At 57.1% G+C, this 15220-nt stretch carries 12 protein-coding genes; 1 reads left to right on the top strand and 11 read right to left on the bottom strand.

Going from position 1 to position 15220, the window contains the following annotated elements:
- Positions 1–151: 151 nt before the first annotated feature.
- From tdh to J2X72_RS21340, 4 genes are all read right to left on the bottom strand, one after another.
- Positions 152–1186 (bottom strand): L-threonine 3-dehydrogenase, encoded by a 1035-nt coding sequence (gene tdh, locus J2X72_RS21325; RefSeq protein WP_210005631.1) that lies wholly within the window; start codon positions 1184–1186, stop codon positions 152–154.
- A gap of 9 nt (positions 1187–1195) precedes the next feature.
- Positions 1196–2386 (bottom strand): glycine C-acetyltransferase, encoded by a 1191-nt coding sequence (locus J2X72_RS21330; protein WP_210005630.1) that lies wholly within the window; start codon positions 2384–2386, stop codon positions 1196–1198.
- Between the two features lie 82 nt (positions 2387–2468).
- The gene (locus J2X72_RS21335) at positions 2469–4283 is read right to left on the bottom strand and encodes an ABC transporter ATP-binding protein (protein WP_210005626.1); all 1815 of its coding nucleotides are present in this window, start codon (positions 4281–4283) and stop codon (positions 2469–2471) included.
- 14 nt (positions 4284–4297) lie between these two features.
- Positions 4298–5494: an aminotransferase class V-fold PLP-dependent enzyme gene (locus J2X72_RS21340; protein ID WP_310075504.1), complete on the bottom strand. Its 1197-nt coding sequence runs from the start codon at positions 5492–5494 to the stop codon at positions 4298–4300.
- A 135-nt stretch (positions 5495–5629) separates the two neighbouring features.
- On the opposite strand from J2X72_RS21340, the gene J2X72_RS21345 reads away from it, so the two are divergent.
- Positions 5630–6433 (top strand): IclR family transcriptional regulator, encoded by an 804-nt coding sequence (locus J2X72_RS21345; protein WP_310075507.1) that lies wholly within the window; start codon positions 5630–5632, stop codon positions 6431–6433.
- A gap of 1 nt (position 6434) precedes the next feature.
- Here the strand turns inward: J2X72_RS21345 and J2X72_RS21350 are convergent, their stop codons facing one another.
- The 7 genes from J2X72_RS21350 to J2X72_RS21380 all read right to left on the bottom strand — a co-directional run bounded on the left by J2X72_RS21350 (position 6435) and on the right by J2X72_RS21380 (position 15150).
- Positions 6435–6932 carry a RidA family protein gene (locus J2X72_RS21350; RefSeq protein WP_310075249.1) on the bottom strand — a complete coding sequence of 166 codons (498 nt, stop codon included), beginning with the start codon at positions 6930–6932 and terminating at the stop codon, positions 6435–6437.
- A gap of 10 nt (positions 6933–6942) precedes the next feature.
- On the bottom strand, positions 6943–8169 hold the full coding sequence (locus J2X72_RS21355) for an amidohydrolase/deacetylase family metallohydrolase (protein ID WP_310075251.1): 1227 nt from the start codon (positions 8167–8169) through the stop codon (positions 6943–6945).
- Between the two features lie 2 nt (positions 8170–8171).
- Positions 8172–9041, bottom strand: a complete 870-nt coding sequence (locus tag J2X72_RS21360) for an ABC transporter permease (RefSeq protein ID WP_210005615.1) — start codon at positions 9039–9041, stop codon at positions 8172–8174.
- Complete coding sequence (locus tag J2X72_RS21365; protein ID WP_310075253.1) at positions 9041–9982, bottom strand: ABC transporter permease; 942 nt, start codon at positions 9980–9982, stop codon at positions 9041–9043. Before J2X72_RS21365 ends, J2X72_RS21360 begins: the two co-directional genes overlap by 1 nt.
- 81 nt (positions 9983–10063) lie before the next feature.
- Positions 10064–11593 carry an ABC transporter substrate-binding protein gene (locus J2X72_RS21370; protein WP_310075255.1) on the bottom strand — a complete coding sequence of 510 codons (1530 nt, stop codon included), beginning with the start codon at positions 11591–11593 and terminating at the stop codon, positions 10064–10066.
- Positions 11594–11736: 143 nt separating this feature from the next.
- On the bottom strand, positions 11737–13029 hold the full coding sequence (gene rhaI, locus J2X72_RS21375; protein ID WP_310075257.1) for an L-rhamnose catabolism isomerase: 1293 nt from the start codon (positions 13027–13029) through the stop codon (positions 11737–11739).
- Positions 13030–13053: 24 nt separating this feature from the next.
- A complete protein-coding gene (locus tag J2X72_RS21380; protein WP_310075259.1) occupies positions 13054–15150 on the bottom strand; it encodes a bifunctional rhamnulose-1-phosphate aldolase/short-chain dehydrogenase in 2097 nt (698 codons plus the stop codon).
- Positions 15151–15220 lie beyond the last annotated feature (70 nt).

Below are 15220 nucleotides of genomic sequence, written 5' to 3' on the forward strand. Positions count from 1 at the left end.
CATTCATATTCAACTGACGGAAACGACAGGGCATTGCATCCTCCTGAAAACAAAGAGGGTTTAGTATCTGTTGCAGTTGAAAATAGAATGTGCCCACCAGCGCTTCGAAGATTGCATAATCCATATTATGGAACTAATTGATGCGCCTGCGCTACCAGGTCAAGACAACCTTGCCCGAACTGCCAGACCGCATCGCATCGAAGCCAGACTGGAAATCATCGATCGGCAGCCGGTGCGTGATGATGGGAGACAGATCGAGACCTCCTTGCACGAAGGCGATCATCTTGTACCAAGTCTCGAACATCTCGCGGCCATAGATGCCCTTCAGATTGAGCATCTTGAAGATCACCTTGTTCCAGTCGATCTCGAAACCTGTCGGTGCAATGCCAAGAATGGCAATCTTTCCCCCATTGTTCATCTTGTCGATCATGTCGCGAAAAGCTGGTGCTGCGCCGGACATTTCCAGCCCCACATCGAAACCCTCGGTCATGCCGATATCCTTCATGACGTCGGCGAGGTTTTGAGTCGACGCATCGACCACATGATCTATCCCGAGTTTGCGGGCGAGCGCCAGGCGCGCCGGATTGATATCGGTAATGACGACCTTGCGGGCTCCTGATCGTTTTGCAACCAGAGCGCCCATGATGCCGATGGGGCCCGCGCCGGTAACCAGCACATCTTCGCCAACGAGATCGAAACTCAGAGCCGTATGCACGGCGTTGCCAAAGGGGTCGAAGATCGCAGCTATCTCATCGGATATATCGTCCGGGATCGGTACGACATTGTCTTCCGGAATGCAGACATATTCGCCAAAGGAGCCGGGCCGGTGTACGCCGACACCGAGCGTGTTACGACAGAGATGCCCCCTGCCTGCACGGCAGTTGCGGCAAATGCCGCAGACGATATGGCCTTCGCCAGAGACGCGCTGCCCAACCTTGTATTTCGTCACGGCAGAGCCAATTTCGGCGATCTCGCCGCTGAACTCATGACCCACGACCATCGGCACAGGGATCGTGGCCTCAGCCCACTTGTCCCAGTTGTAGATATGCACGTCAGTGCCGCAAATGGCTGACTTTTTGACCCGTATCAGGACGTCGTTTGGACCGGGCTCCGGAACCGGAACGCGCTCCATCCAGATCCCGGGTTCCGCTTTCGCTTTGACCAGTGCCTTCATCATGTTCGACATGGTTGTATCCTATCTTATGATGCCGAGATCACGCCCGACTTCAGCAAAAACCTCGATCACGCGGGCGACATCTTCCGTGGTGTGGGCGGCGGACATCTGCGTGCGGATGCGAGCCTGGCCCTTTGGCACCACGGGGAAGGCGAAACCGATGACATAAACGCCCTTGTCCAGCATGCGCGAGGCCATTTCCTGCGCCAGCGTCGCTTCGCCAAGCATCACCGGTATGATAGGATGATTGGCGCCGGCCAGATTAAAGCCAAGCTTTGTCATATCGCGGCGAAAGTGCGCGGCGTTGGCGCTGAGGCGCGCGCGCAGGTCTGCGCCCTCGTCAATCAGATCGAACACTTTCAGCGATGCTGCCGCAATGACAGGCGCCAGCGTGTTTGAAAAAAGATAGGGCCGCGAGCGCTGACGCAGCCAGTCGATCACTTCGCTCTTGCCGGATGTATAGCCGCCCGAAGCCCCGCCCAGCGCCTTGCCCAACGTGCCGGTTATGATATCGATACGGCCCTCGACACCACAATGCTCGGCGGAGCCGCGGCCGTTTTTGCCGACAAAGCCCACGGCATGGCTGTCGTCCACCATGACCATGGCACCATATTTTTCGGCAAGATCGCAAACGCCCTGTAGATTGGCGATGATGCCGTCCATCGAAAACACGCCGTCGGTCGCAATCATCTTGAAGCGACTGCCTTCGGCTTTCTTCAACTCTTCCTCCAAGGCTGCCATGTCATTGTTGGCATAGCGGAAACGTTTGGCCTTGGAGAGACGCACGCCATCGATGATCGAGGCATGGTTGAGAACGTCGGAGATGATTGCGTCTTCTTCGCCGAGAAGTGTTTCGAACAGGCCACCGTTGGCGTCGAAACAGCTTGAATAAAGAATTGTGTCCTCCAAACCGAGGAAGCTCGAGATGCGGGCCTCAAGCTGCTTGTGTTCCTCCTGCGTGCCGCAGATGAAGCGCACCGAAGCCATGCCATAGCCGTAGCGGTCGAGTGCCGCCTTGCCCGCTGCGGCCAGTTCCTCGTTGTCGGCAAGTCCGAGATAATTGTTGGCACAGAAGTTAAGTACCTTCTCACCCGACTCCACAACGATCTGTCCGGCTTGTTTGGAGGTGATAACCCGTTCGGTTTTATAAAGCCCGGACTGTTTCAGCCCCTCGAGTTCGGAAGACAGGTGATCGATAAAGGGCTTGGACATGGCTTTTCCTGCTCTGCGCCTGATGACGGGGCAACTTTCGCAATGTCATGTCACGATCGGGCCAATGTCTCAAGCCCCGGCTCTAGAGTTGAACCAGATGTCCTGACGAAACCTCGGCATACTGGCGGATCGGAACTGCGAAATCCGGCGCCCGAACCGGGCTTTTGATCTCGTCATTGGATACAGGTCGCTTTAAACCTCGCCGCGAAGGATCTGGAACGGGCACGGCCGAAATCAGCTTTTTCGTATAGGGGTGCTGGGGATTTTCGAAGATCGCCGCGCGGGGCCCGATCTCGACGATTTCGCCGAGATACATTACGGCGATGCGGTGGCTGACCCGTTCGACCACGGCAATATCATGCGAGATGAACAAATAGGCGAGGTTCAGGCTAGCCTGCAGGTCGAGTAAAAGGTTGATGACCTGCGCCTTTATCGAGACATCGAGTGCCGACACGGATTCGTCGGCAACGATGATCTTCGGGTCGAGCGCCAATGCGCGGGCAATGCAGACACGCTGACGCTGGCCGCCGGAGAATTCATGCGGATAACGATTTGCCATTGCCGGTGTGAGGCCCACACGCTCCAATAGGTCGGCCACACGCTTGCGTGCTTCGGCACGAGTTCCAAGCTTGTGTTCCAGATACGGCTCTGCAATGGCAGCGCCTACGGTCATGCGCGGATTGAGGCTGGCGAACGGATCCTGGAATATCATCTGCATGGTCCGGCGCATGTCGCGCAACTGTTTCGGGTCCATGGTCAGAACGTCCTGGCCGTTGAGCAGGACTTCGCCTGCCTGCGCTTGAACGAGGCGCATTATCGAGCGTCCCGTCGTTGATTTTCCGCAGCCGGACTCGCCGACGAGCGAAAGGGTTTCGCCGGGCTGCAGAGTGAAGGACAGATTTTCGACGGCGTGCACCCGTCCCTCGAGCTGGCCGAACATGCCGGAATGGATGTTGAAACGCGTCGTAAGATTGCGCACGTCGAGAAGCGGCTGTGCTGCCGCTTGCACCGTGTCGGCCGCTTCGACCGGTGTATCGGATGTGCCTGTTGCGCGATCGACTACCGGAAATCGCAAAGGCCGCTCACGCCCTTTCATCGAGCCCAGAACCGGAACTGCTGACAGCAGCGAACGTGTGTAGGGATGCTGCGGCCGTGCGAAGATATCCTCGGTCTTGCCGGTCTCGACCGCCTCGCCATTGTACATGACCACGGTCCGGTCGGCGATCTCCGCCACTACACCCATATCGTGGGTGATAAAGAGGACAGAGGTGCCCTCCTCGTCCTGGAGCAGTTTGATAAGATCAAGTATCTGGCCCTGAATGGTCACGTCCAGAGCTGTCGTTGGTTCATCCGCGATAAGCAGTTTTGGCTTGCTCGCCAGCGCCATCGCAATCATCACACGCTGTCGCATCCCGCCCGAGAAGCGATGGGGATATTCATCGAATCGCGATTTCGCAGCAGGTATCCGCACCTTTTCGAGAAGCCGGATGGTTTCTGCCTTGGCCTCGGCACGCGATATGCTGTGATGGCAAAGTAATGCCTCGCTGATCTGTTGGCCCACCGTGAACAGCGGATTGAGGCTGGTCATGGGTTCCTGGAAGATCATCGCGACATCATTGCCACGGACGCCTCGCATCCGGTTATCCGGCAGGGCGAGAATGTCGTTTCCGCCCAACATGATTTTCCCTTCGATACGGCTCTTGTCCTTCTGCAGAAGCCGCATGATGGAAAGCGATGTGACGCTCTTGCCAGACCCGGACTCGCCCACGATCGCCACAGTCTCGCCGGGCGCAACGTCGAAGGAGACGTTGCGCACGACCGGCCGCCATTGTCCATCGGCCAGGAAAGATGTGGTCAGGTTCGAAACCGACAGAACGGGGGCGGCAGGCTTTTCCATGAGCTCTCCTCCAGTCAATCTGGCCAGCGCATCAAACCCGCGATACGGCGAGCATAACGTTCTTCGAACGGGCTTGCGATAATCTCGTTCGAGGCTCGCGCTTTATTCAGCTCCTCGTCGAGACGGCTCGCCACGATTTTCTCCTCGCCAGGATACAGGTTACATGGATCCATGTAGAAAAACCCATGCTCGGCTTCATGATCGCGCACGATGATCGGGCGTGCGCCTCTCGCCAGCGCGTCGGCAAGGTCCCACGCTGTGACATGCGCTTCTTGCGGGTTGACGGTCACCCGCAAACGGTCAAGCGGATTGTGGGTCGGATCCGGCTCGATCTCTGCACGAACGCCGGGCTTGCCCGACAGCGTCTGCTTCCACAAATTGAGATAACCGGTTTCCTTTTCGCGGATACCGGCATGGTCACGCTTCTCCCAGGCCTCAAGTGCCGCGATAGTGCCCAGGATGCTTTCCTTGCCGAGCTTCATGCCGCGGCCAATGCCCATATTCTGCAGGAACGCATTTCGAACCAGATCCTTGCGCCCGGCAACAATACCGCCTGTTGGTCCTCCGAGGAACTTATGCGACGAATAGAGCGCGATGTCGGCACCCTGCGCGAGGAAGATTTTCAGATCGTATTCGGAAGCAGCGTCGACGATGACCGGAACGCCGCGCGCGTGGCAAATCTCGGCAAACTTCTTCAAGGCGATCAGTCCATATTGGACCGTGTGGTGCGAGACCACGAAGACCGCGGCTGCCGTGCGCTCATTGATGGCACCGTCGAGATGGTACGGATAGCAGGATGTGGCCTGGCCGATGAGTACCGCCTTGGCGCCCGCAAGCCGGATGCCTTGATCAACTGGCGCACCGTAGCTGACGACGTGACCAGTCTGTATGATGACTTCGTCTTTCAGGCCGGTCGTGTCCGGCAGTCGCTCGATTGCGGCGAGATCGCTTCCGGTCATTGTCGCCGCCACGGCGAGACTGATTCCGGCCGAACAGGAAGCAGTGACAAAGCCCGCATCTCCACCGGTCAGACGTGCGATCACCGGGCTTGCCATCTTGTGCAGATCGTTGATTTCCACAAATTGCGGGAGTATGGCACTCATTGCGGCCACCGCCTCGGGCACCACGATCGACGCACCCAGCGATGTCATCGTCCCGGAAACATTGATCACGGGTCTTAGTCCAAGCGACTGGCGTATGTCGGGCTGCACGTGGGAGTCGGTCATGATATTCTCCTCGAAGAGTATTCCGTTTTCTTGGCATATATGCCGGTATAATGTAATAAAGGGTCGAAGGACTTTAGCGATCGTGCCAGGAGTTTGAGAGTGGACGCGAAGACATCAGACATGGACACCCCCGGCAATATTGCCCGCGAGGAAACGACCGCCCGTCGTTCGCGTGTCAGCGGTATCGATCGTGCTCTGCAGGTTCTTGACTATCTGTATGAAACGGGAAGTCCGGCTGGCGTTTACGCAATAGCCAAGGCTATTGGCGCGCCCCTTTCCACCGTCTATGTGATCATCGACGACCTCGTCGAGAAGAACCTTTTGTCCCGCAATGGCGATAACACTGTCTGGCTGGGCGCGCGGCTCTATCACTATGGACTTGCCTATGCGCGTTCGCTGGATTTTCTCAATGTCGCCAATCACGAGATGCACAATCTCAGCCGCGTTTCCGGCGAAACGGTACAGGTCTGCGGCCGCGACGGCGATCACATGATGGTGCTGGCGATGGCTGACGGCCCGGGGCATTTTCAGGTAACGTCCCGCGTCGGCACCCGCGTCCCGCTCAACTGGACTGCATCCGGCCGCCTGCTTGTTGGTCATCTCCCGGAACAGGAACGGCTGGACTTGTTCGAGCATTGTGCGAAGTCCTCTCCGACCGGGCGTGCGGTGATCGATCCGTCCGTTTTGTCCGAGTCGGCCAAACAAGCCTTGCAGGCACGTATTTCCATACAGGCGGGCGAATCCGACTATGCGGTTGCCTGCGTCGCCTCGCCCATCTGCGATGACAATGGCGCGTGTATTGCCACGATTTCCATTGTTCTGCCCGAACAGAAGATCACCGACAATCCCGATCGCTACACAGCCGAGGTCAAGGCTTCGGCGGAGCGGATCGAAACGGTAATGGGCTGGCGCAGTCATTCCTGACCTAATCCTTTAACGAGATGATCGCCTCGATTTCCACGGTGATATTGCCGGGCAACGAGCTGAAACCAACGGCTGAACGCGCATGGTTGCCTGCTTCACCAAAAACATTGATCAGCAGGTCCGAGCACCCGTTGATGACCGAGGGGTGATCGGCAAAATCCGGCACTGCATTGACCATGCCCAGAAGCTTCACCACACGTTTCACCCGCCGCAAATCTCCGAGCGCCGAATGCATGACCGCAAGCAGGTTGATGCCGGTCAGACGCGCATGCTTGTAAGCTTCGTCTACGCTCACATAGCCTCCGACCTTGCCGGTATGCATATAACCGTCGTCTTCGCGTGGCCCCTGCCCCGACAGATACAGCATATTGCCTTCCTGAATGTGGGTAACGAAATTCGCAATTGGGCTCGGTGCCGGGGGAAGAACTATGCCCAGCGCCTTGAGGCGATCATAAGGGGAAACGTCGGCATGGATTGCCGGACTTGATAGGTCACTCAAGGCGAATTCCTCAACGGTATGAATAAGGCGCGATGGCGCCGGATGTTTCAGGCTTGACGGGCTGGTGGCGGCTGGCGGCGATTGGTTCATTGCCGAGCACCGCCCAGCGTGGTTCGAACAGCTTGTCGAGCCGTGCTTCGTAACCCATCGAATCGATGACTGTGAGATCTGAATCGTCGAGTTCAAAGATGGTGAAATCCGCACGCGTTCCGACCGACAGGAGGTTCTCCGTCGGCAGATTGATCGCCGACGCGGGAGAGATTGTCACCGCTTCCACCACCTTTTCGAACGGCATGCCGACACTCAGGAGTTTAGACATCGTCGTGCCGAGGTCCCACACTGCGAAGTTCAAGCTGCGCAGATGAATATCGGTCGAGATCGAAAACGGTAGAAGTCCGCGCTGGATCGCGACTTCCGCCACACGGAACGAGAACGATGCGCCGCCGTGGCCGATGTCGAGACGTATCCCCTCACCTGCACAACGCGCTGCCAGTTCGAACAGATCATCGTCCTCGATGATGCTGCTACCGACCTTGCCGTTGAAGCAGTGTGTGATGATGTCTCCCGGGCCGAGGATTTCAAGGACCTCGTCATAGAGCGCCGGCGGTTCGCCGACATGCACCATCATCGGGATTTTCAGTATCTTGGCGAGCTTCTTGCCGACTTTGACCGGAGTGACACCCCAAGAGCCCGTGATCACATGGCTGGCACGCACCTTCAGCCCGACGATGTGGTCGCGGTTTTCATTGACGCAGGCAACAGTTCGATCGATGTCTATCGACTTCATGTCGCTGAGTTCGCTGACCCGGTTGCAGGCTACCAGCCCGATTGATCCGAGGTTCAGAAACGCCTTGATACGTTCACGCGCCGGATCAATGATGTATTCGCGAAATCCATGAAAATTAGCTTCACCCGCCGAGCCCGCATCAACGATGGTGGTAACACCCCGCTCGGCGCCGCATAGTTGCGGACGCACGGAAATATCCGTGCCGCCATGCCAGATATGCGTGTGTAGATCGACCCAGCCCGGGGAAATCCATGCGCCCTTGCCGTCAACACGCCGCACATCGCCATGAAAATTCAAAGAAGGACCAAACTCGGCGATGTTGCCGTCAGCATCGATCAGGATGTCGATGCTGGACGAAGGTGTATTCGGTCCGAACGAAACCGGTTTGACATTGGTCAGCAGCAAACGCCCTTCCATTGGAGAACCGGCGGTTGCAGAAGATGCAGGCATGATCAAAGATCCTTTCTGAGGCGGGGGTCGAGAAGGTCGCGGAAACCGTCGCCAACCATCTGCAGGGAAAGAACGGCAAGCACGATGGCAATGCCGGGGAACAGCGTCATCCAGTCAGCCTTGCCGATATATTGACGGCCGGACGCGATCATCGTGCCCCAGGTTGGCACTTCCGGGCTGACGCCAAGCCCGAGGAATGAGAGACCCGCTTCCGCCAGCATGGCATTGGCGAATAGGAATGTGCCCTGCACGAGAATCGGCGACAGGAGATTGCGCAGGATATGCCGCGTCATGATATGCGGCGTCGAGATTCCAAGCGATGTCGCCGCCTCCACATAGGGCAGCTCGCGAATGACCAAGGTCGAGGCGCGGACGATACGAGCGAGGCGCGGCGCATAGACGATACTGAGCGCGACAATGACCGTGGTCAGCGAGGGTCCGAGTGCCGCAACGAGCGCAATCGCCAACAGAATATCCGGAAAGGCCATCATCGCGTCGATAAGGCGGGTAATTGGTGCATCGAGCTTCTGGAAAAATCCGGCGAGGATGCCGAGGGTCACACCGATCAGTGATGCAAGCACCACCACGGCGAAACCGACCAGTAGCGACAATCGTGCCGAAAAGATCGTCCGCGAGAAGACGTCGCGGCCGAATTCATCCGTGCCGAAAAACCACTTCATGCTCGGCGGCTTCAGACGGTTAACGATGGACAATTTGCTCGGCGAATAGGGTGTGACCAAGGGTGCGAAGATCGCAAGGAGTACGAAGATAGCGAGAACGATGAGGCCGAACAGCACGGTCTTGCGCCGGATCAAGATCCGGAAAAACTTTGAACGCTCGCTTATCGGGGCGTTGGTTGCGATATCGGCCATCAGTAGCGCACCCTTGGGTCGACGACGAGGTAGAGCATATCGATGGCAAAGTTGATGAGGACGTAAAGTGCGGCGATGATCAGCAGCGCGCCTTGGATGACAGGATAGTCGCGCCGCAGAACCGCCGACACAACAAGACTGCCGACACCGGGAAGACCAAACACTGTCTCTGTGACGACAGCACCCGAGATGAGCACGGCAGCTGTGAGACCCAGTACGGTAAGGATCGGAATAAGCGCGTTTTTGAAGGCGTGTTTCAACACGACCCGGTGCTCGTCCACGCCCTTGGCGCGCGCTGTGCGAATATAGTCGTCGCCGAGTACATCCAGCATGGAGGCGCGGGTGAACCGCATAATAAGCGCGGATGAGACAATGCCGAGCGCGAATGCTGGCAGCACCAGATAGCCAAGCCGGTCCATCAACGATGTTCCAGGCCCGCCATACCCGGATACTGGAAACAGACCAAATCGTACGGCGAATATCTGCATCAAGATGAGTCCCAGCCAGAAACTCGGGATGCTTGCAGCGAGCATCGCTACCGCTGTTGCTGCCTGATCGAAAAATGACCCGCGCCGGTATGCGGCATAGATGCCGATCGGAATGGCAATGACGCTGGCGATCAGCAGCGAGAAAATTGTGAGAAAGAAGGTCGGTTCGGCGCGCTGGGCCAGCGCCTGCAGTACGGGCTGGTTGAGAAAGATGGACTGGCCGAGATCGCCCTTGAACAGATTGCCGATGAAATAGACATATTGCAGCAGTATGGATTGATCGAGCCCGAGTTGCTGACGCAGCGCTGCAATATCTGCCGCAGTTGCCTCCGGACCGAGCATCACGGCAGCTGGATCACCCGGCGTGACGCGTACGATGATGAAAACTATCGTCACCACCAGGAACATCACGATGATCATGCCGATAAAGCGTTGGAGTATGTAGCGAAGCATCCGGTCGGGTCGTTCTCTCTTGCGGTTCACTCAAGAATGGTCGCAGGCTGGGAAGCCCTGCCCGCGACCGTCGGGCCTGCGCTATTGCTTGAGCGACACGTTCCAGAAATAGGGCCATGGCGCCGGCGTGAAACCTTCCAGCTTTGGTGACTTGGCTGAGAGCGCATTGAAATCACCGATCTTGATGATGGGGACTTCGGCATAAATCACCTTCTGTACTTCGGCCCAAAGTGCGACGCGCTTCTTGGGATCGACTTCAGAGTTGAACGCATCGACCGCCGCCTTTCGGGCGGGCGTATCCCAATTGCCGGGCGCGCTGGTCGACATGGCACCGATCAGAGCCGGTTCCGGCAGGAAGGGACTGTGGCTGATATAAATATCCCAGAGTTTCGGGTCGGCACGTCGCTGGGTCAGCGTAGCCCAGTCAACTACCTGCATATCTACCTTGAAGCCCGCAGCCTTCAGATACTCGGCCGCAACCTGAGCCATCTTGTAGTGGAATTCATATTGGCGGCTGGTCAGGATGCGGATTGGCTCGCCATTATAGCCGGCCTTCTTCATCAGTTCGGCAGCCTTTTCCGGATCGGCGACATTATATGCGCCTTCCGTGCCCGCATCGGTCTTCCAGCTATAGCCATCAGGATACATCGACGGATTGAGCGAATAGAAATCCGTACTGCCGAAGGCCGCCGCCATCATGTCTTCCATGCTGAGCGAATCGCGAATTGCCAGTCTGATATCCTGGTTCTTGGTGATACCCATGCTGGTGTTCATGACGAAGACCGGCCAACCGAATGGCTTGAGCAATACGGCTTCAGTCGTTTTCTGGTCCTTCAGCCGATCGTAAGCTTCGACCGGCAGGCTGTCGACGTAGTCGAATTGACCCGAAACCGCGCCTTCGACACGGGTATTGGCATCCGGCACAGGAACAAAGCGGATTTCATCAAGATATTGATGACGAGTACCGCCATAGCCGTTTTCGTCGCCTTCAGGTGATTTATAACCGTCGAAACGTGCCAGCTGGATGTACTGGTCAGCCTTGCGCTCCTTCAGCATGTACGGCCCCGTGCCGACCGGGTCGGTCATAGGGTTTTGCTGCTTCTCGCTCGGGAGGATGATTGCGGCGGCATTGTTGAAAGCCAGCAGCGACACGAGCGGGGCATAAGGCGCGTTAAGGGTGATTTTGACTGTGGCGGGATCGACAGCTTCGATCGAACTGATCATCGAGGCCGTCTGCTTGCCGCGCGAGGCAACTTCCGTCCAGCGCTTTAACGACGCGACGACGTCGGTCGAATCCATATCCGTGCCGTCATGGAACTTGACGCCGGTGCGAAGTTTTATGGTGTAGACTTTGCCGTCGGTCGAAACTTCGGGAAGACTGGCAGCGAGAAGTGGTGTGACGTTCCAGTTTTTGTCGAACGTGTAGAGGGTCTCAAAAATGTGCTGCGAGACGATGCCAACAAGGTCCGCAGTCGAGGCCATGGCATCGAGCGTAGGCGGCTCGCCGATCGTGGCGACATTTATAACACCGCCTTTTGTCTGAGCGAAGGCGGAGGGGTTGAGAGCAATCAGCGCTGAACCAAGAAGGAGTGCAAGCTTCAGTGATTTCATAACAAGTTCCCTTTATTCCACAATAATGGATTATAGTGCTTTATAGTAGAATAAGAACAAATGCTGGCGAGACTGTCAATTTAAAAAACAAAAGGGCCGCGCGATGAAGCGCAGCCCTTGCATTAGTATAGAGAGTGGCTGGGCTAAATTATTCCCCCGCCGCCCGCGACACTTGCCGGTCGTTCTTTACCAACCAATTCGCGGTAACCACTCTTGCGATAGGTGGCAATAGGATCGATCGCTCCAGCCGACCGTCGACGAGCCTCGGCGAGGATTGGTTCGACATCGGTGCGGTAGGCCCTCTTCAAAGCGTCGGAAGCCATCAGCGCATCGTTCTCATCCTGATAGGCGCCCAAGGTCTCTCGATCAACGAGCAGCGCCTGGGCGTAGGCCCGGCGTATTTCATTGGCGCTTGAGATCAGGCTTTCGATCGGATCGGTAACATTGTGCGACTGGTCGATCATGTGTGCGGGGTGGAAGTTTTCTACGCCGCGATCTTCCGCATCGACAAGTTCATTGAAAACGAGGAACAGCCGATAGGGATCTATTGACCCGGCATCGAGATCGTCATCGCCATATTTGGAATCGTTGAAATGGAAGCCGCCAAGTTTCTTGAATTGGATCAGCCGCGAAACGATCATCTCGATATTGGTATTCGGGGCATGATGGCCAAGATCGACAAGACAGTAGGCTTTCGGCCCCAACGTCTGCGCGATGAGGTAGTTTGTCCCCCAATCCTGCACCACCGTCGAATAGAAAGCCGGCTCATACATCTTATGCTCGGAGAAGATGCGCCAATCATCCGGCAGCGCTTTATATATCTCCAACATTGATCCGAGATAACGCTCGAAGGCTTTGGCAAAGTTGCTCTGCCCCGGAAAATTGGAACCATCGCCAATCCATACGGTCAGGGCTTTCGAGCCAATCGCTGCGCCGATCTCGATACATTCGATGTTGTGGTCGATCGCCTGTGTCCGCGTCGCCGCATTCACATGGCTGAGCGATCCGTATTTATAGGAATGCGCCTGATCGGGCGCGTCGGAGAACGTGTTGGAATTCATCGCATCGAAACCAAGACCGTGCGCATCGGCATGGGCCTTCAGATGTTTGGGATCGGCTTTGTCCCATGGGATATGCAACGACACATTCGGTGTTGTCCGCGTCAGTTGCTGGATCACCGCGCAATCGTCGAGCTTGTCGAAGATGCCGCGCGGCTCGCCTATGCCAGGAAAGCGTGCAAAGCGTGTTCCGCCAGTGCCGACACCCCACGAGGGCACGGCGACGAAAAAGTCCGCGACCCTGTCGGTGATTGCATCGATGTTGATGTTGCGTCGCGCGAGATGAGCGCCCAGCGCCTCGTAGTCGCTCTTGTGTGCCGCGAGCAGCCGGTCGTTTTCGGCCGCAATCAGTTCACCGGAAATATGTAGCTCAGCCATGATGTCCTCCCGAGACCGACAGTGCTAGCGCGTAAAACTATGCGCGTTGCCCGCATCAACATTGATGATATTACCAGTCGATTTGGCCGATGCGTCCGAGGCAAGAAAATATATTGCTTCTGCGATGTCTTCCGGCAGCACATTGAGCTTCAACAGCGAACGCTTGCGATAGTGTTCCTCGAGCTCGTCAACCTGCAGATTGGACGAGGCGGCGCGCTGCTCCCGCCATTCGCCATTCCAGATTTTCGAGCCCCGCAGCACCGCGTCGGGATTAACCGTATTGACGCGAATGCCACCTTCAGCGCCTTCCAGCGCCAGACAGCGGGCAAGATGAATTTCTGCAGCCTTGGCCGCGCAATAGGCGCTCGCATTGGGCGATGCGGCCAGACCGTTCTTCGACGCGACGAAGACAACGTTGCCGCCAATCTTCTGCCTGCGGAACAGCCGGAATGCTTCGCGTGAGACGAGAAAATAGCCGGTTGCAAGAATATCGATATTGCGCGTCCACATGGAAAGCTCGGTCGTCTCGATCGGTGCGGAGGATGCTATGCCCGCATTGGAAACGAGAATGTCAACGCCGCCAAACTCCACGGAAGCTTCGGCGTAGCTGCCGATCACTCCCGTCTCGTCTGTCACGTTCAATTGAACACTGCGCACGGCATCCGCCGTATAGCGTTTGGCGAAATCGTCATGCGCCGTCTTCAGTGCTTCGGCATCAATGTCGGCGAGCACGACGCAGGCGCCCTCGCCCAAAAGCCGTTCCGCCGTCGCCCGGCCGATACCGCCTGCGCCACCGGTGACGAAAGCCACCCGGCCTGCCAAGGACTTGGGTTTCGGCATACGCTGAAGCTTGGCTTCTTCGAGCAGCCAGTACTCGATGTCGAAGGCTTCCCGTTCGGGCAGGCCCTGATACTCGGAGACCGATGAAGCGCCGCGCATGACGTTGATCGCGTTGACGTAAAACTCGCCCGCGATGCGCGCGGTCGCCTTATCCTTGGCGAAGGACAGCATGCCGACCCCGGGAATGAGGAAAATCACCGGGTTGGGATCGCGCATGGCCGGCGAATTGTCGTGCTTGCAGTTGTTGTAGTAGCGGGCATAGTCGGCGCGATATGCTTCCAGCGCGCTGTCGAGCGATACGACTACCGCATCCACGTCGGGTTGTGCCGGATCGAAGTCGAGTACGAGCGGCCGAATTTTCGTGCGCAGGAAATGGTCCGGACAGCTCGTGCCGAGGGCCGCCAGAGGGCGCAGGTTGCTCGAGTTGACGAATTCGAGCACGGCTGGTTGATCATCGAAATGACCAAGCTTGCGCTCCAAGAAGCCGATTTTCCCGCGGATTTCCGGCATCAGTTTCGCCGCAATGGCACGTCGTTCGGAGGGGCTCAGACTCTTGACAACCTCCCCGCCAAAGACCGCCTTTCCGGCCGTTTTCCGATCGAACCAGATGATCGCCTTGTTGATGATATCCAGCGTCAGTTCATAGCATTCCTTGGCGTCATTGGCCCAGGTGAAGAGACCGTGGCTTTCGAGCACGACACCTTTAGAATTTGGATGGGCAGCCACATAGGCGCCCAGATCGAGGCCGAGTTGGAAACCGGGTCGACGCCATGGCAGCCAACCGATTTCATCGCCGAAGATTTCCTGCGTCAGTTCGCGGGAGTTTTTCGACGCGGCAATGGCGATGATCGCATCGGGATGCATGTGATCGACATGTCTGAAAGGCACAAATCCGTGCAGCGGCGTATCGATGGAGGCGGCGCGGCCATTGAGGTTAAACGTGCAATGCGGCAGGAAGCCGACCATGCGATCCTCATCCTCGACGCCCTTGTAGAGGGACTTCAACGATTCCAGCTTTTCCATATAGAGCGTGGCAAAACCATCGAGCTTGATCGTACCGACGTCGCCGCCCGATCCCTTGACCCATAATACCTCGACGGGCTTTCCGGTCAGCGGATCGGTTTCGATCACTTTGGCGGATGTATTGCCCCCACCATAATTGGTGATGCGCTTGTCGGCACCCAGCAGATTGGAGCGGTAAAGCAGCTTGCCCGGCTCATCCAGGCCAGCGGCCTTTTGATCGTCCCAACGATTATCCAGAAGTTGGACCTTGTCTGCCATATTCGCCTCCCGAAAAGTCAATTGCCAGCGCAGGACAGATTGTCCGGCCGCTGCTATTTGCGCCTAGCTA

Origin of the sequence: Phyllobacterium sp. 1468 (assembly GCF_031455525.1) — a bacterium.
GTDB lineage: Bacteria > Pseudomonadota > Alphaproteobacteria > Rhizobiales > Rhizobiaceae > Phyllobacterium.